The 19,130-nt window shown below is 68.2% G+C and carries 16 protein-coding genes; 5 read left to right on the forward strand and 11 right to left on the reverse strand.

The features are described 5' to 3' along the window. Nucleotides 1–10: 10 nt before the first annotated feature. A complete protein-coding gene (locus tag ACFPFG_RS08920; protein WP_380106122.1) occupies nucleotides 11–205 on the forward strand; it encodes a hypothetical protein in 195 nt (64 codons plus the stop codon). A gap of 164 nt (nucleotides 206–369) precedes the next feature. On the opposite strand, the gene ACFPFG_RS08925 is transcribed toward ACFPFG_RS08920, so the two are convergent. The 6 genes from ACFPFG_RS08925 to ACFPFG_RS08950 all read right to left on the reverse strand — a co-directional run bounded on the left by ACFPFG_RS08925 (nucleotide 370) and on the right by ACFPFG_RS08950 (nucleotide 7,190). Then, on the reverse strand, nucleotides 370–1,101 hold the full coding sequence (locus ACFPFG_RS08925; RefSeq protein WP_043824113.1) for a CoxG family protein: 732 nt from the start codon (nucleotides 1,099–1,101) through the stop codon (nucleotides 370–372). A 38-nt stretch (nucleotides 1,102–1,139) separates the two neighbouring features. After that, complete coding sequence (locus tag ACFPFG_RS08930; protein ID WP_197957055.1) at nucleotides 1,140–2,396, reverse strand: vWA domain-containing protein; 1,257 nt, start codon at nucleotides 2,394–2,396, stop codon at nucleotides 1,140–1,142. Next, nucleotides 2,393–3,334: an AAA family ATPase gene (locus ACFPFG_RS08935; RefSeq protein WP_380106125.1), complete on the reverse strand. Its 942-nt coding sequence runs from the start codon at nucleotides 3,332–3,334 to the stop codon at nucleotides 2,393–2,395. Before ACFPFG_RS08935 ends, ACFPFG_RS08930 begins: the two co-directional genes overlap by 4 nt. Nucleotides 3,335–3,491: 157 nt before the next feature. After that, nucleotides 3,492–4,283: an FAD binding domain-containing protein gene (locus ACFPFG_RS08940; protein ID WP_380106126.1), complete on the reverse strand. Its 792-nt coding sequence runs from the start codon at nucleotides 4,281–4,283 to the stop codon at nucleotides 3,492–3,494. 10 nt (nucleotides 4,284–4,293) lie between these two features. Beyond that, nucleotides 4,294–6,684, reverse strand: coding sequence for a xanthine dehydrogenase family protein molybdopterin-binding subunit (locus tag ACFPFG_RS08945; protein WP_183017738.1), 2,391 nt, complete (start codon nucleotides 6,682–6,684; stop codon nucleotides 4,294–4,296). A gap of 29 nt (nucleotides 6,685–6,713) precedes the next feature. After that, nucleotides 6,714–7,190 (reverse strand): (2Fe-2S)-binding protein, encoded by a 477-nt coding sequence (locus tag ACFPFG_RS08950; RefSeq protein WP_013803615.1) that lies wholly within the window; start codon nucleotides 7,188–7,190, stop codon nucleotides 6,714–6,716. A gap of 265 nt (nucleotides 7,191–7,455) precedes the next feature. Here ACFPFG_RS08950 and ACFPFG_RS08955 point away from each other — a divergent pair, with 265 nt between their 5' ends. The 3 genes from ACFPFG_RS08955 to ACFPFG_RS08965 all read left to right on the forward strand — a co-directional run bounded on the left by ACFPFG_RS08955 (nucleotide 7,456) and on the right by ACFPFG_RS08965 (nucleotide 11,254). After that, nucleotides 7,456–8,622, forward strand: coding sequence for a helix-turn-helix domain-containing protein (locus tag ACFPFG_RS08955; protein ID WP_183017737.1), 1,167 nt, complete (start codon nucleotides 7,456–7,458; stop codon nucleotides 8,620–8,622). 176 nt (nucleotides 8,623–8,798) lie between these two features. Beyond that, the gene (locus ACFPFG_RS08960; protein ID WP_183017736.1) at nucleotides 8,799–9,407 is read left to right on the forward strand and encodes a TRAP transporter small permease subunit; all 609 of its coding nucleotides are present in this window, start codon (nucleotides 8,799–8,801) and stop codon (nucleotides 9,405–9,407) included. A gap of 17 nt (nucleotides 9,408–9,424) precedes the next feature. After that, nucleotides 9,425–11,254 (forward strand): TRAP transporter large permease, encoded by a 1,830-nt coding sequence (locus tag ACFPFG_RS08965; RefSeq protein WP_183017735.1) that lies wholly within the window; start codon nucleotides 9,425–9,427, stop codon nucleotides 11,252–11,254. A gap of 146 nt (nucleotides 11,255–11,400) precedes the next feature. Here the strand turns inward: ACFPFG_RS08965 and ACFPFG_RS08970 are convergent, their stop codons facing one another. The 5 genes from ACFPFG_RS08970 to xseB form a co-directional block, all read right to left on the reverse strand. Then, nucleotides 11,401–12,480 carry a TRAP transporter substrate-binding protein gene (locus ACFPFG_RS08970; protein WP_126311788.1) on the reverse strand — a complete coding sequence of 360 codons (1,080 nt, stop codon included), beginning with the start codon at nucleotides 12,478–12,480 and terminating at the stop codon, nucleotides 11,401–11,403. A gap of 367 nt (nucleotides 12,481–12,847) precedes the next feature. Further along, nucleotides 12,848–13,930, reverse strand: a complete 1,083-nt coding sequence (locus ACFPFG_RS08975) for a TRAP transporter substrate-binding protein (RefSeq protein WP_016452489.1) — start codon at nucleotides 13,928–13,930, stop codon at nucleotides 12,848–12,850. 243 nt (nucleotides 13,931–14,173) lie between these two features. After that, a complete protein-coding gene (gene dxs / locus ACFPFG_RS08980) occupies nucleotides 14,174–16,054 on the reverse strand; it encodes a 1-deoxy-D-xylulose-5-phosphate synthase (protein ID WP_197957059.1) in 1,881 nt (626 codons plus the stop codon). 203 nt (nucleotides 16,055–16,257) lie between these two features. Next, a complete protein-coding gene (locus ACFPFG_RS08985) occupies nucleotides 16,258–17,208 on the reverse strand; it encodes a polyprenyl synthetase family protein (RefSeq protein WP_374618441.1) in 951 nt (316 codons plus the stop codon). Nucleotides 17,209–17,216: 8 nt separating this feature from the next. Next, nucleotides 17,217–17,453 carry an exodeoxyribonuclease VII small subunit gene (gene xseB, locus ACFPFG_RS08990; RefSeq protein ID WP_012204163.1) on the reverse strand — a complete coding sequence of 79 codons (237 nt, stop codon included), beginning with the start codon at nucleotides 17,451–17,453 and terminating at the stop codon, nucleotides 17,217–17,219. A gap of 340 nt (nucleotides 17,454–17,793) precedes the next feature. Here xseB and ACFPFG_RS08995 point away from each other — a divergent pair, with 340 nt between their 5' ends. Continuing rightward, nucleotides 17,794–18,933: an aromatic ring-hydroxylating oxygenase subunit alpha gene (locus tag ACFPFG_RS08995; protein ID WP_380106132.1), complete on the forward strand. Its 1,140-nt coding sequence runs from the start codon at nucleotides 17,794–17,796 to the stop codon at nucleotides 18,931–18,933. Nucleotides 18,934–19,130 lie beyond the last annotated feature (197 nt).

The raw sequence follows: 19,130 nt of genomic DNA on the forward strand, positions 1-19,130 counted from the left end.
CACGCAGAACGTGCTCATCCAGGATACGACCGGGCTGGTGCCCATCGGGCCGCCGACCACGCCGCCGACCACCCCGCCAACCGTGCCCCCGACGGCCCCAGGCGCGGCAACCGCCATACCCACCCTGGGCTGGGGGTCCCTGGCGCTGCTGGGCTTGCTGGCGGGCGCCCTGGGCGCGGCCAGGCTGCAGCGGCAGCGGCCATGAGCCATGGGCAATGGGCACGACAGGCCACCACGGCCTTCAAAGAAAGGTTGTTGATATGCAGAAATTCCCTGGCCAGCCCTTGCCCATGCCTGCAGCCCGACCCGTTTCCTGGCGATCACCGGCGCGCAGAGCCAACGCGGGCACGTAAAAGTGCATGACACGCCCTAGTACCTGGACAGCAGCCAGCCGGCGCCCAGGACGACGACGATGGCCAGCCCCCAGCACCACAGCGGGATGGCGCGGCGCGAGCGTTCCTCGGCCTCGGTGGCCGGTGCGGCATCCAGCGGCGTGGCCACGCCGGCTGCGGCGTCGTGCTCCCAGGCCTGGGCGTCCACGGTGGGCTCGATGTGGCCGGTTTCATCGGCCAGGCCGGCAGGCAGGTGGGACAGGTCGGCGGTGTCGCCTGCATCGGCAGGCGCTGCCGGCGCGCGCGGGTGGCGCTGCTGCATCAGCGTGTCGAATCGCGCGAAGAAGTCGTCGGCCATGTTGCGGGCGGCGCCGTCGATCAGCCGCTGGCCCAGCTGGGCGATCTTGCCGCCGACCTGGGCCTGCACGCTGTAGCTGAGCAGGCAGCGCGGCTGGCCTGCGGCGTCATCGGGCTCGGGGGTGAGGGTGACGTCGGCCTCGCCCTTGCCGAAGCCGGCCACGCCGCCCTGGCCTTCAAAGGCGATGCGGTAGCGCTCGGGCGGCGTGATGTCGGACAGCGTGACCTTGCCGCTGAACTTGGCCGATACCGGCCCCACCTTGACCGCCATGCCCACGGCGTACTGGTCATCGCCCAGGGGTTCGAAGCGGTCGCAGCCGGCCAGGCAGGCCTTGAGAGTTTCTGGATCGTTGAGCGCCTCCCAGGCCTGCTGCTGGCTGACGGCAAGGGAACGGCTGGCTTGCATTTCCATGGCAATTCCTTTCTGCGATGGGGGTGGCCGCAAGCGGCTCAGCGGCCGGGTGCCGCCAGCAGCCGCGCCAGGTGACCGGCCAGTTGCTGCAGCGATTCCAGGTTGTGTACCGCAAGCATGGCATGGGCATGACGATGCAGCACGGCCGCCCCCTGGGCCAGTGGGGCATACCCGTCAAAGCGCAGCAGCGGGTTGAGCCACAGCAGCCGCGCGCTGTGGCGGCGCAGCCAGGCCAGTTCGCGGTCCAGCTCGGCGGCATCGCCGGTGTCCAGGCCGTCGCTGATGATGAGCACCAGGGTACGCCGGCCCACCAGGCCTGAAACCCGGTGGCGCGCATGCAGGCGGCGCAGTTCGCCCAGGCTGCTGCCCAGGCGCGTGCCGCCGCCAAAGTCGGCAATGGCGGCGTTGGCGCGCTCCAGCATGGCGTCGGCATCGGCCTGGGCAAAGGCCGGGCCCAGGTCGCGCAGCTCGGTGCCGAAGCTGAAGACCTGGCGGCGCAGGCCCGCATGGCGCTGCGTGCTGGTGGCCGCGTGCAGGAAGGCCAGCAGCAGCCGCGCATAGCGCTCCATGGAGCCCGAGACATCGACCAGGGCCAGCCAGGGCAGCGGCAGGCGCCGGCGTTCGCGTCGCAGCAGCTGCAGCATTTCGCCGCCGTGGTGCGATGCCGCACGCAGGCTGGCAGCCCAGTCGGGCACCGCGCCGCGCTGGCCGGTGCGCGTGCGGCGGCTGCGGTAGCGGGGCAAGGGAAGGGCGATGTCCCTGGCCAGGCGCTGCACCAGCAGGTATTCGCTGGCGCTGAGCTGGTTGAAGTCGGCATGGCGCAGGCGGTGGCGCTCGCTGGCCGTCATGGCGGCGTCCAGCTTCAGCTCTTCATCGACGGCGGCCCTGCCCTCGCCGGCCTGGCGGGGCGACAGGGCTTCCTGCACGCGCGGGCGGTGGCGCGGCACGGACGGCCGGGGCGCCTGCGGCAGCAACTGGGCCAGCAGTTGCCGGGCCACGTCGGGATTGCGGAAGTAGGCATCGAACAGTTCGCGGAACACGGCGCGGTCCTGGGCGTTGCTCACCAGGACAGCCTCCAGCGCGGCGGCCATGTCCTCTCGCGCCAGGCCGACCAGGGACAGGGCCTGCTGGGCCAGCGCCATGCGCCCGCCATCCACGGGCACGCCTGCACGGCGCAGCGCACGCGCAAAGCCGACCAGGTTGCCTGCCAGCTTGCCGCTGCGCGCATCGCCCAGCCAGCTGGTGCGCTCGCCCCCATCGGCGGCACCGGCGGCACCGGCTGCACCAGCCGTCACGGCGCGGGCTCCGGCGCCAGCAGTTGCTGCAGCCGTTCGGGCGTGAGCGCGGCCACGTCCTCGCGCTGCTTGAAGAGGATGCCGGCCGTGTCGTGCACGACTTCGGGATCGACCACCAGGGTGTCCAGCGCCACCAGGGCCTTGGCCCATTCCACGCTTTCGGCAATGCCGGGCACGCGCTGGAAGGCGTCGGCAAAGGGCTGGCTGCGCAGCCGTCCCACGAAGCTCGCCACCTGGGCGGTCAGGGCCTGCCCGGCCCCGGGCACCAGGGCGCGCACGATGGCCAGCTCGCGCTCGCGCCCGGGATAGTCCAGCCAGTGGTAGAGGCAGCGGCGCTTGACGGCGTCGTGCAGGTCGCGCGTGCGGTTGCTGGTGAGCACGGTCACGGGCGGCACGCGTGCCGCCACCGTGCCCAGCTCGGGAATGCTGACCTGGTACTCGCCCAGGTATTCGAGCAGAAAGGCCTCGAAGGGCTCGTCGGCGCGGTCGATCTCGTCGATCAGCAGCACGGCGCCGGGCTCGGGCTGCTGCAGGGCCTGCAGCAGCGGGCGGCTCACCAGGTAGCGCTCCTGGTAGACCTCCTGCTCGGCGCGCTGCATGCGGTCCTGCTCGGGTGCGGCCGCGGGCTGCGCCGAGGCCAGCTCGGCCGCACGCAGGTGCAGCAGCTGGGCCGCATAGTTCCATTCATACAGCGCCTCGCGCTGCTCCATGCCGTCATAGCACTGCAGCCGGATCAGGCGGCGCGCCAGCACGCGCGCCAGCGCCTGGGCCAGCGCGGTCTTGCCCACGCCGGGCTCGCCCTCCAGCAGCAGCGGCCGCTGCAGCCGCAGGGCCAGGAAGACGGCCGTGGCCAGGCGCCGGTCGGCGAAATAGCCTTCGTCCTGCAGCGCGGCGACCAGGGCGCCTATGGAGGCAATGGCTTGCTCGGGAACCTTCATTCAGTCCTTATCCAATCGTCATGGAACTGCGCTTCGTCTGCGCTGCGCAAAACTGGCGCAATCCAACTCAGGGACACCGAGGAAGGGCCGCCCCGCACCGAGGGTGTCGTCCCCCTTCAAGGGGGAAGGCGCGAAGCGACTCAGGGGGTCACCATAGTCACCCCAGCATTTGAGAGACAGCCCTTTGCGTCTGCACGCTGATCAATTGCGCCCGGTAGCGCGCGCTGGCATGCAGGTCGCTGTTGAGGTCGGCATGGTCGATCAGCACCTGGGCGGCCGCGTCGGGCGTGAAGCTCTGGTTGAGCGCGGCCTCCAGCCCCGCGTGGCGGAACACGCTGAGCCCGGCGCCCGTGACGGCCACGCGCACGCCGCTGTCGGTCTGGGCGACGAAGACGGCCACCAGGGCGAAGCGCGAGGCGGGCTGCTTGAACTTGAGGTAGGCGGCCTTCTTCGGCACGGGAAAGCGCACGGCCGTGATCAGCTCGCCGCTGCCCAGCGCCGTGGTGTACATGCCCTGGAAGAAGTCGTCGCCCGCGATCTCGCGCCGGTCGGTGACGACGGTGGCGCCCAGGCCCAGCACGGCGCTGGGGTAGCAGGCAGCGGGGTCGTTGTTGGCCAGCGAGCCGCCGATGGTGCCGCGCGCGCGCACCTGGCGGTCGCCGATGCCGCCGGCCAGCTCGGCCAGGGCCGGGATGGCGGCCTGGACCTGCGGGTTGGCGGCCACGTCGGCATGGCGCGTCATGGCGCGGATTTCCACGGTCTGGCCGTTGACGGCGATGCCGGCCAGGCCCTGGACACGGTTCAGGTCCACGATCTGCTCGGGCCGCGCCAGGCGCAGGCGCATCGATGGCAACAGGCTCTGGCCACCGGCCAGGTACTGGCCGCCCTGCGCGGCCAGCGCGGCGGCGTCGGCCGTGGTGCCCGGGGCTTCATAGGTGAATGCGTACATGGCGCTCTCCTCAGGAGGTGGCTGCGGCGTCGATGGCCGACCAGACACGGTGCGGGCTGGCCGGCATGTCCAGGTCCCTGACACCCAGGGGATGCAGTGCGTCGAGCACGGCATTGATGACGGCGGGCGGCGAGCCTATGGCCCCCGCCTCGCCACAGCCCTTGGTGCCCAGCGGGTTGTGCGTGCAGGGCGTGCAGACGGTGCCGAGCCTGAACTCGGGGAAGTCGTCGGCGCGCGGCATGGCGTAGTCCATGAAACTGCCGGTGAGCAGTTGCCCGGTCTCGCGGTCGTAGACGCAGTTTTCCAGCAGCGCCTGGCCTATGCCCTGGGCCACGCCGCCGTGCACCTGGCCCTCGACGATCATGGGATTGATGATGGTGCCGAAGTCGTCCACGGCGCTGAAGCGGTCCACGCGCACCACGCCCGTGGCCGGGTCCACCTCGACCTCGCAGATGTAGGTGCCTGCGGGGAAGGTGAAGTTGGTGGGGTCGTAGAAGGCGGTTTCGTTGAGGCCGGGCTCCAGTTTGTCCAGCGGGTAGTTGTGCGGCACATAGGCGGTGAGCGCGATCTGGGCGAAGGGGATTTTCTTGTCCGTGCCACGCACCGTGAACTCGCCGCCCGCGAAGTCGATGTCGGCGTCGCTGGCCTCCATCAGGTGGGCTGCGATCTTCTTGGCCTTGGCCTCGATCTTGTCCAGCGCCTTCATGATGGCCGCGCCGCCCACGCTGATGGAGCGCGAGCCATAGGTGCCCATGCCGAACGGCACACGGCCCGTGTCGCCGTGGACGATGTCCACGTTCTCCACGGGTATCCCCAGGCGCGCGGCCACCACCTGGGCAAAGGTGGTCTCGTGCCCCTGGCCGTGGCTGTGCGAGCCCGTGAACACGGTGACGCTGCCCGTGGGGTGCACGCGCACCTCGCCGCATTCGAACAGGCCTGCCCGCGCACCCAGGGCGCCCGCGATGTTGCTGGGCGCCAGGCCGCAGGCCTCGATGTAGCTGCTGTAGCCCAGGCCGCGCCTGAGGCCCCGTGCCTCGCTGTCGGCGCGCCGCGCGGCAAAGCCTGCCACGTCGGCCAGGGCCTCGGCCTTGTCCATGCAGGCGCCATAGTCGCCCACGTCGTACTGCAGGGCCACGGGCGTCTGGTAGGGGAAGCTGGTGACGAAGTTGCGCCGCCGTATCTCGGCCTGGGACAGGTTCAGCTGCCAGGCGCAACGGCTGACCAGGCGCTCCAGCAGGTAGGTGGCCTCGGGCCGGCCCGCGCCCCGGTAGGCATCGACGGGGGCGGTGTTCGTGAACCAGGCATCGACCTCCACGTAGACCTGGGGCGTGGCGTACTGGCCTGCCAGCAAGGTGGCATAGAGGATGGTGGGCACGGCGCTGGCGAAGGTGCTCAGGTAGGCGCCCAGGTTGGCGTCCGTGTGCACGCGCATGGCCAGGAACTTGCCGCTGGCATCCATGGCCATCTCGGCATGGCTGACGTGGTCGCGGCCATGCGCGTCGGTGAGGAAGGACTCGCTGCGGTCGGCTGTCCACTTGATGGAACGATTGAGCTTGCGCGCGCCCCAGGTCAGGCAGACGTCCTCGGCATACAGGAAGATCTTGGAGCCGAAGCCGCCGCCCACGTCGGGCGCGATCACGCGCACCTTGTGCTCGGGCAGGCCCATGACGAAGGCCGTCATCAGCAGCCGCTCGACGTGCGGGTTCTGGTTGGCCACGTACAGCGTGTACTCGTCATTGGCGCGGCTGTAGCTGCCGATGGCCGCGCGCGGCTCCATGGCGTTGGGAATCAGGCGGTTGTTGACCAGGTCCAGCTGGGCGATGTGGGCGGCGCCCGCGAACACGGCATCCACGGCGGCCTTGTCGCCGATGGCCCATTTGTAGCAGTGGTTGTCGGGCGCGATGTCGTGCACCACCGCGCCGGGCACCCTGCCCGCCGCCGCGTCGGCCACCAGCACCACGGCGGGCAGCGGGTCGTAGTCCACCTCCACCAGCTCGGCCGCGTCGCGCGCCTGCTCCAGCGTCTCGGCCACGACCATGGCCACCTGGTCGCCCACGTAGCGCACGGTGTCCAGCGCCAGGATGGGATGCGGCGGCTCCTTCATGGGCTCGCCGTTGGTGCTGGTGATCAGCCAGCCGCAGGGCAGGCCGTTGATCTTGTCGGCCGCCACGTCGGCGCCCGTGAGCACGCCGATGACGCCCGGCGCGGCCTTGGCCGCATCGGTGGAAACGGAGCGCACACGCGCATGCGCATGCGGCGAGCGCACGAACACCGCATGGGCCTGGGCGGCCAGCGCGATGTCGTCGGTGTACTGGCCCGCGCCCGTGAGGAAGCGGTAGTCCTCCTTGCGCTTGACGGGCTCGCCGATGTGGGGGAGCTTGGAAAAGTCGGATGCACCCATGGCTGTCTCCTTGTGGTGGCCTGCGGCGCTCAGGCCGCAGGCCCTGCCATGGCCTGGCTGCCCTTTTTCACGGCGGCCACGATGTTCTGGTAGCCCGTGCAGCGGCACAGGTTGCCCTCCAGCGCCTCGCGGATCTCGCGATCGCCCGCGCACGGCTGGCGCTGGCACAGGTCCACGGCGCTCATGACCATGCCTGGCGTGCAAAAGCCGCATTGCAGGCCGTGGCACTCCTTGAAGGCCGCCTGCATGGGGTGCAGGCCGCCGTCGATATCCGCCAGCCCTTCGATGGTGCGCACCTCGCAGCCTTCGGCCTGCACGGCCAGCATGGCGCAGGACTTGACGGCGTGGCCGTCGACGATGACGGTGCAGGCCCCGCACTGGCTGGTGTCGCAGCCCACATGCGTGCCGGTCAGGCGGAGGTGCTCGCGCAGCGCATGCACGAGCAAGGTGTTGGGAGGAACGTCGATGCGCTGCGCGCGCCCGTTGACGGTGAGCTGGACATTCATCGTGCTGTCTCCTGCCTGTGATCGGCGGTGATCTGGAACGTGGGGGAACGCCGGGAACCTCGCCTGCCATGGTCGCCCTGCCCGCAGGCGCCCGTTCTAGGGTTGACCCGCAAGCCCGGGCCGGACGGCGCGGATATTCTCAAAATGACACAGTTGCCTGCGCAGCCTCCGCCATCAGCGGCCGGGTCTTCGCCTGCGCCAGCTTCTGCCCCCCTGCCAGCCCGTTCGCAATCCCTTGCCAGCCAGCCACAGGAGTCCCCGCCCCATGTTCGCCCTGAGCCCCGATGCCGTGCAGCCCTGCCCCGCCGGTCCGCGCCACCAGCAGGTCGCGCGGGCCCGCAGCCTGGCTTTCGGCGATCAGGCGCTGGCCGGTTCACCACCCGGCATCGCGCCCTGGCTGTGGCGCTCCTGGCAGCGCTGCCTGGCGGCAGGCCGCCGCCCGGACGAGCGCGTGGTCTACGAAGCGCTGGGGCCGCATGCGCTGCGCCAGACATGCGATGGCCATGAGGCGCTGCTGCAGGCCGCGCACCCCGTGATGGCCCAGCTGGTGGGCGCCGTGGGCGCCATGCGCTACTTCAGCCTGCTGACCGATGCACGCGGCACCGTGCTGGAGGTGCAGGGGCCGCTGGACCGCAGCGACATGCGGGTGCAGGCGATCGCCCGCGTGGGCGTGGACCTGTCCGAGCAGGGCGTGGGCACCACGGCCATCGGTGCGGCCCTGGCCGAGCATGGCCCCGTCTGGCTGCACCAGGCCGAGCATTTCTTCGAGGCCAACCGCCACTACAGCTGCGCGGGCGCGCCGCTGTTCGGCCCGGACGGTGGCTGCCTGGGCATGCTGGACATCACGGGCGTGGATGTGTCCGAGCGGCCCGAACTCGTGCACCTGGCGCTGCGCTGCGCCCGCGCCATCGAGGACCGCCTGCTGCGCGCCCTGCCCCATGCGCTGCTGCTGCACCTGAACTGGCCCGGCGGGCCGCTGGGCCAGGAGGGCGAAGGCCTGCTGGCCGTGGACGCCGAAGGGCATGTGGCGGGCGGCAATACCCTGGCCCGCCAGCTCGTGCCCCAGCCGCTGTCGCTGCCGGGCCAGCCGCTGCACTGCAGCGAACTGCTGGCCATGCCCTGGTCGGCGCTGGTGGACCATGCGCGCCAGCGCCCCAACGAGCCGCTGCGCCTGCCGCTGTGGTCGGGCCTGCGGCTGCAGGCGCTGGTGCAGCCCGGCCCCCAGTTGCGCCAGCTGCTGCCAGCGCTGGGCACGGCAGCGCCGGCCACGGTCGCCCAGGCCAGCCCGCTGCGCGCCAGCGAGGGCGTGCTGATCGAGCAGGCACTGCAGGACGCCCAGGGCAATGTGGCCCGCGCCGCCCGCGCGCTGGGCATCAGCCGGGCCACGCTGTACCGCAAACTGGGGGCGCGCAAGCCCCGCACGACAACCTGAACGGGACGTTTCCTCGGGTTCACACGGATTTCTTTTAGGGGAAGCAGGCCGCCTGCGGCAGCCTGCTCTCCGTAGAATTGGCGGCTTTGGTCCATGCGCCGACAAGAGCGCTGCGCGCCGGCCTACAGGCCGGCGTACGGCGACGGACCCAATACAGCCTACTTTTTGGAGACACCATGCAGGCTTTGCTCAAATTCTCAAGGGGGGTCGACTGGCTCAACAGCCTGGTCGGGCGATGGCTTATCTGGCTGATCCTGGCCTCCACGGTCATCAGCGGCATCAATGCCATCGTGCGCAAGGTGTTCCACACCAGCTCGAACGCCTACCTCGAAGTGCAGTGGTACCTGTTCGCGGCCTCCTTCCTGCTGGCCGCCGGCTACACGCTGCTGCAGGGCGAGCATGTGAAGGTGGATGTGATCGCCAGCCGCCTGTCCAAGCGCACGCAGATCTGGATCGACATCTTCGGCTTCGTCTTCTTCCTGACCCCCATGGCGCTGGCCATCCTGTGGTTCGGCACGCCCTTCGTGATCCAGGCCATGCAGACCGGCGAGATGTCGGGCAACGCAGGCGGCCTGGTGCGCTGGCCCGTCTACCTGATGATCCCCATCGGCTTCGGGCTGCTGCTGCTGCAGGGCATGTCGGAGCTGATCAAGCGCATCGCCTTCCTGAAGGGCCTGATCGACGATCCCACGGCCAAGAAGGGCGAGAAGACCGCCGAGGAAGACCTGGCCGAAGCCCTGCGCGGGCTGGCAGGTGCCAAGGACAAAAGCGGGCAAAGCGCCTGATCGGGGAAACAGACATCATGGAATTCGTGATCCACAACCTGGCCCCGATCATGTTCGCGGGGCTGATACTTTTCCTGCTCGTGGGTTTTCCCGTGGCATTCAGCCTGGGCGCCTGCGGACTGTTCTTCGCCTTTGTCGGCATCGAACTGGGCGTGCTGCCCGAAGCCCTGCTGCAGGCCCTTCCGCTGCGCATCTTCGGCATCATGCAGAACGAGACGATGCTGGCCATACCGTTCTTCACCCTCATGGGGCTGATACTGGAGCGAAGCGGCATGGCCGAGGATCTGCTGGAGACCGTGGGCCAGCTCTTCGGCCCCGTGCGCGGCGGCGTGGCCTTTGCGGTGATCTTCGTGGGCGCGCTGCTGGCGGCGACCACGGGCGTGGTCGCGGCATCGGTGATCTCCATGGGCCTGATCTCCCTGCCCATCATGATGCGCTACGGCTATGACCGCCGGGTGGCCTCGGGCGTGATCGCGGCCTCGGGCACGCTGGCGCAGATCATTCCGCCCTCGCTGGTGCTGATCGTGCTGGCCGACCAGCTGGGCCGCAGCGTGGGCGACATGTACAAGGGCGCCTTCCTGCCGGGCCTGATGCTGACGGGCTTCTATGCACTGTTCATCGTCGTGCTGGCCATCTTCAAGCCCGCCATGGTGCCCGCCCTGCCGCCCGAGGCGCGCACGCTGCGCGAGCCCAATGGCAATTCCGGCCTGCCCTCCACCCTGGTGCTGACCGTGCTGTGCGTGGCCGCCTCCATCGTGGTCGGTCAGTACATGCCCCAGCTGCACACCTGGTGGTCCGGCGAGGTGGTCGAGAAGGTCGCGCTGGACGAGACCATCGTGGTGTCCATGTGCTTCGGCGTGGCCCTGGCCTTCATCGCCGCCATGTTCAACAAGCTCACGGGCCTGCACCTGCTCAGCCGCATGGCCGAGCGCGTGACCTTCGTGCTGATCCCGCCGCTGCTGCTGATCTTCCTGGTGCTGGGCACCATCTTCCTGGGCGTTGCGACCCCCACCGAAGGCGGCGCCATGGGCGCGCTGGGCGCGGCCATCATGGCCTTCGTGCGCGGCCGCCTGAGCATGGACCTGCTCAAGCAGGCGCTGATGTCCACCACCAAGCTGTCGTGCTTCGTGATGTTCATCCTGATCGGCGCGACCATGTTCGGCCTGACCTTCCAGGGCGTGGACGGCCCCAAGTGGGTGGAGGAACTGCTGGTGTCCCTGCCCGGCGGCGAGATCGGCTTCCTGATCGTGGTCAACATCATGATCTTCGTGCTGGCCTTCTTCCTGGACTTCTTCGAGCTGTCCTTCATCGTCGTGCCGCTGCTGGCCCCCGTGGCCGACAAGCTGGGCATCGACCTGGTCTGGTTCGGCGTGCTGCTGGCCGTGAACATGCAGACCTCGTTCATGCACCCGCCCTTCGGCTTCGCGCTGTTCTTCCTGCGCAGCGTGGCCCCGGCCAAGGCCTACGTGGACAAGGTCACCAAGAAGATGACCGAGCCCGTGACCACCATGCAGATCTATGCGGGCGCCATCCCCTTCCTGCTGATCCAGCTGTTCATGGTGGCCCTGATCATCATCTTCCCAGGCATCGTCTCCAGCGGGCTGGACAAGAAGGTGGAGTACGACCTGGACAAGGTGCGCCAGGAGATGGAGGCATCCATGCCCGAGGCCATCGACTTCAACGACCCCATGTTCAACGGCGACGGCGCGAACCAGCCGCCTGCACCCGAGGGCACCCCTGGCGAGCCATCGGCCCCGGGCAGCGAGGACGATGCGCTCAAGGCGCTGCAGGACCAGTTGCAGCGCGAGCAACCGGCCACGCCGGGCGAGAGCAAGTCCGGCAGCTGATCGCAGGCGCCCTCAAGGACAGCAAAGGCCCCGCAACCGCGGGGCCTTTTTTCATTCGGGCCCTGGCGTGCGCCGGTCCCCTGCACTCATGAAAAAAGCCGGGCAGTGCCCGGCTTTCCCGCATGACGCCCGAGGGCGCCGCGACTTCACAGCTTTTGCGCCGACATGAAGGCGTCGTAGCGCGCCTCGGCAAAGCGGAACCACAGCACCTCGTCGCGCTGGAAGTTGCGGTAGTCGCCGTAGATCTTCTTCCACGCAGGATTTTTCTCGGCCAGCTCCGCATAGACCGCCATGGTGGTCTTGTAGGAAGCATCGAGCACGGTCTGCGGGAAGGCCAGCACCTTGGCCTTGCTGGCCACCAGTTGCTTGAGCGCGCCGGGATTGCGGGCGTCGTAGCGGGCCTGGGTGACCACGTGGGCCTCGTGCGAGGCGGCCTGCACCATGGCGCGCTGCTCGGGCGTCAGCGCGGCCAGCGCCTTCTGGTTCACGTAGAACTCGAGGTTCAGGCTGCCTTCCCACCAGCCGGGGTAGTAGTAGAACGGCGCGACCTTGTTGAAGCCCAGCTTGAGGTCGTCATAGGGACCGATCCATTCGGCCGCATCGATGGTGCCCTTCTCCAGCGCCTGGTAGATTTCGCCGCCCGGGATGTTCTGGGGCACGCCGCCCATGCGCTCGATGATCCGGCCCGCGAAGCCGCCGATGCGGAACTTCAGCCCCTTGATGTCCTCGGGCGTCTTCACCTCCTTGCGGAACCAGCCCCCCATCTGTGCGCCCGTGTTGCCGCCCAGGAAGTTGACGATGCCGTATTCGGCATAGAACTCGCGCATCAGCTTGCCGCCGTTGCCGTCCACGATCCACGCCGTGAGCTGGCGCGAGTTCATGCCGAACGGAATGGCGCCGCCAATGGCGAAGGCCTCGTTCTTGCCAAAGAAGTAGTAAGGCGCCGTGTGCGCGATCTCCACCGTGCCGTTCTGCACGCCATCGACCACGCCGAAGGCGGGCATCAGCTCGCCGGCCGCATGCACCGAGACCTCGAACTTGCCGCCCGACATCTCCTTGATCGCCTTGGAAAACACCTCGGCCGAGCCGTAGATGGTGTCCAGCGAGCGCGGGAAGCTCGACGCCAGGCGCCAGCGCACCGCCGCCTGCGCGTGAACGGCCGGTGCCGCCGCGGCAGTCAATACACCGGCCAGACCGGCGTGCTTGAGTGCTTTTCTTCTGTCCATCACTGTCTCCTCCTGGTTCGCTCTGCTTGAGAGCATTCAAAAAAGGCCGGACTGCTCTTGGCAGCCCGGCCCACATACATCATCGGAACAAAAAAGCCCCCACGCTACCCTTGCTGCGCAAGGTCCGCTGCCCCCCAAGGGGGCCGCTTTTTGCCTTGGGGCGGCCCGGCGGCAAAAAAGCCCCCACGCTACCCTCGCTGCGCAAGGTCCGCTGCCCCCCAAAGGGGGCCGCTTTTTGCCTTGGGGCGGCCCGGCGGCAAAAAAGCCCGCCGTCCCCGCTGCATTTGGCAGAGGGGACGCGGGCTTGGCCTGCAGGCTTGGAGGGCATGGACCGTCCTTGTGCGTGCTGCTGGCTGGAGACCTGGCCTTACAGCTTGGCCGTGGTCATGTAGCTGTTGTAGCGGAACTCCGAGAAGCGCTCCCACAGCAGCTGGTCGCGCTGGAAGGTGCGCAGGCTCTGGTTGATCTTCTTGAACATGGGCGACTTGGCGTCATGCTCGGCCATGATCTCCATGACGGCCTTGTAGCCGGCATCCATGAAGTCCTTGGGGAAGGCCTTGAGCTGGGTCTTGTCGGCCACCAGCTTCTTGAGCGCCACGGGGTTGTTGGCATCGTACTTGGCCGTCATGTCGCGTGCCGCCACGTTGCAGGCCGCATCGACCATGGCCTTGTACTCGGGCGACAGGGCCGCATACGCCTTGGTGTTGATGAAGAACTCCAGCTCGGCGCCGCCTTCCCACCAGCCGGGGTAGTAGTAGTAGGGAGCGACCTTGTTGAAGCCCAGCTTCTGGTCGTCGTAGGGGCCCACGAATTCCACGGCATCCAGCGTGCCCTTTTCGAGCGCCTGGTAGACCTCGCCCACGGGCATGTTCTGCGCGACCACGCCAAGCTTGAGCATGGCGTCGCCGAACAGTCCGCCGCCCAGGCGCATCTTCAGGCCCTTGAGATCGGCCACCGACTTGATTTCCTTGCGGAACCAGCCGCCCATCTGCGTGCCCGTGTTGCCGGCGCTCTGGCTCTTGATGTTGTACTGCGCATAGAACTCGTCCATGAGCTTGCGGCCACCGCCGTGCTCCATCCAGGCATCCATCTGGCGCGCGGTCAGGCCGAAGGGCACGGCGCAGCCGAAGGCGAAGATGTAGTCCTTGCCGGTGAAGTAATAGGGCGCCGTCAGCGCCATCTCGATGGTGCCGTTCTGGATGCCGTCGACCACGCCGAAGGCGGGCATCAGCTCACCGGCCGCATGCACCGAGACCTCGAACTTGCCGCCCGACATCGCCTTCAGCGTCTTGGAGAACATTTCGGCCGAGCCGAAGATGGTGTCCAGCGACTTGGGAAAGCTCGCGGCCAGACGCCAGCGGACCGCCTCCTGGGCGTGGACTGCGGGTGCGGCTCCCACAGCCAGCACGCCAGCGATTCCCGCATGTTTGATGATCGAACGACGGTCCATGAATGTCTCTCCGCGATGTGTTGTCAGTCAGATAAAGCCACCACCCCCCCCTTTGCTGCGCAAGGTCCGCGCCCCCCGAGGGGTCGCTGCTGCCTTGGGGGGCCCGGCGGCAAAAAAAACGCACGTTCGCACGTGCATTCACACTGTATCAGGTGGTATCGATTCTAAAAACGCCGCAAAGCAAGCGCGGACGGGGTTTTCCCCCGCGTAGTCCTGCTCGGCTGGCCGGCTGCCCGGCGCCGCTCAGGCCACGGCGCGCTCGGGCGCCAGGTGGGCGCGGACCGAGGCCTCGATGCCCGCCGCGTCCAGGCCCTGCAGGGCCAGCAGCCTGGCGGGATCGCCGTGCTCGATGAACTCGTCGGGCAGGCCCAGCTGCAGCAGCTGGCGCGTGATGCCCGCGGCCTGCAGCGACTCGGCCACGGCGCTGCCTGCACCGCCCATGATGCAGCCCTCTTCCACGGTGACGATGAGCTCGTGCGTGGAGGCTACCTGGCGCAGCAGTTCCTCGTCAAGCGGCTTGGCCCAGCGCATGTTGACCACGGTGGCGTCCAGCGCCTCGGCCGCGGCCAGGGCCGGGTACAGCAGGGTGCCGAAGGCCAGGATGGCGACCTGCTTCTTGGCAGACTCGCGGCGCACCTCGCCCTTGCCGAAGGGCAGGCCCTCCAGGCTCTCCAGCGGCGCCACACCCACGCCCGCGCCACGCGGGTAGCGCACGGCCACGGGATGGTCCTGCTCGTAGGCCGTGGTGAGCAGCTGGCGGCATTCGCGCTCGTCGGCCGGGCAGGCCATGCTCATGTGCGGAATGCAGCGCACGAAGGCGATGTCATACGCACCTGCGTGCGTGGCGCCATCGGCGCCGACCAGGCCGGCACGGTCCAGCGCGAAGACCACGGGCAGCTTTTGCAGCGCCACGTCGTGGATCAACTGGTCGTAGCCGCGCTGCAGGAAGGTCGAATAGATGGCGACCACGGGCTTGAGGCCTTCGCAGGCCATGCCGGCCGCGAAGGTGACCGCATGCTGCTCGGCGATGCCCACGTCGTAGTAGCGGCCCGGAAAGCGCTTGTGGAACTCCACCATGCCCGAGCCCTCGCGCATGGCGGGGGTGATGCCCACCAGGCGCTGGTCCTTGTCCGCCATGTCGCACAGCCAATGGCCGAAGACCTGGGTGAAGGTCTGCTTCGGGGGCGTGGCCGGCTTGACCAGGCCCACGCTGGGGTCGAACTTGCCGGGGCCGTGGTAGGCCACGGGATCGGCCTCGGCCAGCTTGTAGCCCTGGCCCTTCTTGGTGACCACGTGCAGGAACTGCGGACCCTTGAGGCTCTTGATGTTCTCCAGCGTGGGGATCAGCGAATCGAGGTCATGCCCGTCGATGGGGCCGATGTAGTTGAAGCCGAAGTTCTCGAACAGCGTGGCCGGCACGACCATGCCCTTGGCCTGCTGTTCCAGCCGCTTGGCCAGCTCCAGCAGCGGAGGCACCTGCTTGAGCACGCTCTTGCCCATGTCGCGCGCCTTGGCGTAGAACTGCCCGCTCATGAGCTGGGCCAGGTAGCGGTTGAGCGCGCCCACGGGCGGGCTGATGCTCATGTCGTTGTCGTTGAGGATGACCAACAGGTTGGCATCGGTCACGCCGGCGTTGTTCAGCGCCTCGAAGGCCATGCCGGCCGTCATGGCGCCGTCGCCGATGACGGCGATGGCGCGGCGGTCCTCGCCCTTTTGCTTGGCGGCCAGGGCCATGCCCAGGGCGGCCGAGATGCTGGTGGAGGAGTGCGCCGTGCCGAAGGTGTCGTACGGGCTCTCGGCGCGCTGCGGAAAGCCCGACAGGCCGCCGAACTGGCGCAGCGAGGCCATGCGCTCGCGCCGGCCCGTGAGGATCTTGTGCGGATAGGTCTGGTGGCCCACGTCCCAGACCACGCGGTCGTAGGGCGTGTCGAACACCGCATGCAGCGCCACCGTCAGTTCCACCGTCCCCAGGTTGGAACTCAGATGCCCGCCGGTCTTGGAGACGCTGTCCAGCACATAGGCACGCAGTTGCTGGGCCAGGGTCTTGAGTTCGGCACGCGACAGACGCCTCAGATCCGAGGGATCGTCTATGGTCTGCAGCAGGGAGTAGGTGTTCGTGGTCATGCTAGATATCTTGATGGCCGCAAGACCATCGCCCATATTTTCGTATCAGTTGCCTGTGGCATCGAACGCCACCCTTGCAAGTGGCGCGCCCCCACCAAGGGACACCGAGCAAGGGCCGCCCCGCAGCGAGGGTGTCGTCCCCCTCCGCCGCGAAGCGGGTAGAGAGGGGGAAGGCGCGAAGCGACTCAGGGGGTGCTTCATTGTCAGTGAGTGCGGCTCACGACCATGTCGGCCAGTGCCGCCAGGGCCCGCGTGTCCGGCAGGCCGCTGCGCGCAAGCGCCGCGTGCGCCAGGGCGCACAGCTCGTCGGCATGGGCGCGGGCCTGGTCCAGGCCCAGCAGCGAGACGTAGGTCGGCTTGTCGTTGGCCGCGTCCTTGCCGGCCGTCTTGCCCAGGGTGGCCGAGTCGGCCACCACGTCGAGGATGTCATCCACCACCTGGAAGGCCACGCCCAGCGCCTGCCCGTAGTCGGACAGCGCCTGCCAGGCCTGGGCATCCACGCCCTCCTTGCAGGCCGCTCCCATGAGCACGCTGGCATGCAGCAGGGCGCCGGTCTTGAGACGGTGCATCTCGCGCAGTTGCGATTCGCTCAACTGCAGGCCCACGCTGGCCAGGTCGATGGCCTGGCCACCGGCCATGCCCTGCGCGCCTGCGGCACGGCCCAGCAGCCGGCACAGCCGCGCCTGCAGGGCGTCCGGCATGCTGCCGGCCTGATCGGGCTCGGGAACGAGCAGCTCGAAGGCCAGCGCCTGCAGCGCATCGCCAGCCAGCAGGGCCGAGGCTTCACCGAACTGCACATGCACCGTGGGCTTGCCACGGCGCAGCACGTCGTTGTCCATGCAGGGCATGTCGTCGTGCACCAGCGAATAGGCATGGATCAGCTCCACCGCGCAGCCGGCACGCACGGCGGCGGACTGCAGGCCATCCACGGCCTCGGCGGCGGCCCAGACCAGCAGCGGGCGCAGGCGCTTGCCGCCATCGAGCACGGCGTAGCGCATGGCCTCGCCCAGGCCCGCGGGCGCATCCACGCCCACCCATTGCGACAGCGCGCTTTCGGTGCGCGCAAGGCGATCGGTCATCCAGCAGGGGAAATCCAGCGCGCCGGGGACGGTCGGCTGGGAAACATCGGAAGCGCAAGTCATCACGGCACTCATGGCAATCTTCAATCCTGGCTCCATGGGGCCAGCGTCCCCTCGTCAAGCACCTTGACCTGTTCCTGCACCGCGTCGAGCTGGCCGCGGCAATAGCCGAGCAACTGCGCCGCGCGCTGGTAGCCTGTCAGCATCTGCTCCAGAGGCAGCTGGCCCGACTCGATCTGCGCGATGAGCTGCTCCAGCTCCTGCAGCGCGGATTCGTAACTGGTGGGCTCGGCAAGAGCCTTGGGAGCAGCCTTGGGCATGGTGCGATGGCGGTGCGTTGTAGGGAACCGACGATTCTAGGCGCCCCTCCATGACCGTGCCGCCAATAACCGGACAGCCCTTGACGGGCGGCATCCGGCGCGCGCAATACACGTACCGGGCATCCGGAAATAACCCCACGGGCTATAATCCCATTCCCCGTCAAACCGGCCCCTTGCCTGGGCATACGGTCGGGCTCATCGACAAGACACAGCGCCTCGGGCGCCGCTTCTTTTCACGTCGTGAAGCCTGCCTCCATGTCCAGGAACGGCCGGTTTCGCTTTTTCCAATCCCGTGCGCACGCGCACCCTCCCTGTGGGGAGTCTTTAGGTCAGGTCACCCATGTCTGATTTAAGTCTTCAACTGCAGCAGGCCGCAAGCCAACTACCAGTTTCCAGTTACTTCGACCCTGCGTTGTTCCAGCGCGAGTTGGAGACCATCTTTCAACGCGGCCCACGCTACGTGGGCCACCAACTGGCCGTTCCCGAGATAGGCGACTACTACGCCCTGCCCCAGGAAAAGGAAGGCCGTGCGCTGGTGCGCAATACCCGGGGGCAGGTGGAGTTGATCTCCAACGTCTGCCGACACCGCCAGGCCGTGATGCTCAAGGGCCGGGGCAACCTGATGACCGAAGGCAAGGGCCACGCGGGGGGCAACATCGTCTGCCCGCTGCACCGCTGGACCTACAGCACCAGCGGCGAGCTGCTGGGCGCACCGCACTTCAGCCACGATCCCTGCCTGAACCTGAACAACTACCGGCTGCGCGAGTGGAACGGCCTGCTGTTCGAGGACAACGGCCGCGACATCGAGTCCGACCTGGCCGGCATGAAGCTGCGCGAGCAGCTGAGCTTCGAGGGCTTCGTGCTCGACCATGTCGAGATGCACGAGTGCAACTACAACTGGAAGACCTTCATCGAGGTCTACCTCGAGGACTACCACGTGGGCCCCTTCCACCCGGGCCTGGGCAACTTCGTGAACTGCGATGACCTGCAGTGGGAGTTTGCCAAGGAGTACTCGGTGCAGACCGTGGGCGTGGCGCCCGGCTTTGCCCAGCCCGGCTCGGACACCTACAGGAAGTGGCACGACGTGCTGCTGGCCTACCGCAACGGCGAGCTGCCCGATCGCGGCGCGATCTGGCTGACCTACTACCCGCACATCATGGTGGAGTGGTATCCGCACGTGCTCACGGTCTCGACCCTGCACCCGCTGGCGGTGGACCGGACACTGAACGTGGTCGAGTTCTACTACCCCGAAGAGATCGCGGCCTTCGAGCCCGAATTCGTGCAGGCGCAAAAGGCCGCCTACATGGAGACCTGCATCGAGGACGACGAGATCGGCGAGCGCATGGACGCCGGCCGCAGGGCGCTGTACGAGCGCGGCGACAACGAGGTCGGCCCCTACCAGAGCCCCATGGAAGACGGCATGCAGCACTTCCATGAGTGGTATCGCGGCGTGATGGGTGACGCAGTGCCCCGGCGCTGACCCCCCGCGACTCCCGCACTCCATGCAAACGGCCCGCCTGCGAAGCGGGCCGTTTGCATGGAGCCGTTTGCATGGAGCCGTTTGCATTGTGCGGTGCGCCGGCAGCACGGCCCCTCGGGAAACAAGTGGCCTGTCGTGCCCGATGGGTGGGGCTGGCGGCGGCAATTCATTCCGAGGCGACTCCAATGTCTTGGCGG

The sequence above is a fragment of the Delftia deserti genome, assembly GCF_042653485.1.
Classification (GTDB): Bacteria; Pseudomonadota; Gammaproteobacteria; order Burkholderiales; family Burkholderiaceae_C; genus Comamonas; species Comamonas acidovorans.

What these genes read in the sequence shown, in the direction of transcription:
- ACFPFG_RS08925 (WP_043824113.1), bottom strand. Translation starts at nt 1,101, where the DNA reads ATGGAAATGCAAGCCAGCCGTTCCCTTGCCGTCAGCCAGCAGCAGGCC.
- ACFPFG_RS08935 (WP_380106125.1), bottom strand. Translation starts at nt 3,334, where the DNA reads ATGAAGGTTCCCGAGCAAGCCATTGCCTCCATAGGCGCCCTGGTCGCC.
- ACFPFG_RS08940 (WP_380106126.1), bottom strand. Translation starts at nt 4,283, where the DNA reads ATGTACGCATTCACCTATGAAGCCCCGGGCACCACGGCCGACGCCGCC.
- ACFPFG_RS08945 (WP_183017738.1), bottom strand. Translation starts at nt 6,684, where the DNA reads ATGGGTGCATCCGACTTTTCCAAGCTCCCCCACATCGGCGAGCCCGTC.
- ACFPFG_RS08950 (WP_013803615.1), bottom strand. Translation starts at nt 7,190, where the DNA reads ATGAATGTCCAGCTCACCGTCAACGGGCGCGCGCAGCGCATCGACGTT.
- ACFPFG_RS08955 (WP_183017737.1), top strand. Translation starts at nt 7,456, where the DNA reads ATGTTCGCCCTGAGCCCCGATGCCGTGCAGCCCTGCCCCGCCGGTCCG.
- ACFPFG_RS08960 (WP_183017736.1), top strand. Translation starts at nt 8,799, where the DNA reads ATGCAGGCTTTGCTCAAATTCTCAAGGGGGGTCGACTGGCTCAACAGC.
- ACFPFG_RS08965 (WP_183017735.1), top strand. Translation starts at nt 9,425, where the DNA reads ATGGAATTCGTGATCCACAACCTGGCCCCGATCATGTTCGCGGGGCTG.
- ACFPFG_RS08970 (WP_126311788.1), bottom strand. Translation starts at nt 12,480, where the DNA reads ATGGACAGAAGAAAAGCACTCAAGCACGCCGGTCTGGCCGGTGTATTG.
- ACFPFG_RS08975 (WP_016452489.1), bottom strand. Translation starts at nt 13,930, where the DNA reads ATGGACCGTCGTTCGATCATCAAACATGCGGGAATCGCTGGCGTGCTG.
- dxs (WP_197957059.1), bottom strand. Translation starts at nt 16,054, where the DNA reads ATGACCACGAACACCTACTCCCTGCTGCAGACCATAGACGATCCCTCG.
- ACFPFG_RS08985 (WP_374618441.1), bottom strand. Translation starts at nt 17,208, where the DNA reads ATGAGTGCCGTGATGACTTGCGCTTCCGATGTTTCCCAGCCGACCGTC.
- xseB (WP_012204163.1), bottom strand. Translation starts at nt 17,453, where the DNA reads ATGCCCAAGGCTGCTCCCAAGGCTCTTGCCGAGCCCACCAGTTACGAA.
- ACFPFG_RS08995 (WP_380106132.1), top strand. Translation starts at nt 17,794, where the DNA reads ATGTCTGATTTAAGTCTTCAACTGCAGCAGGCCGCAAGCCAACTACCA.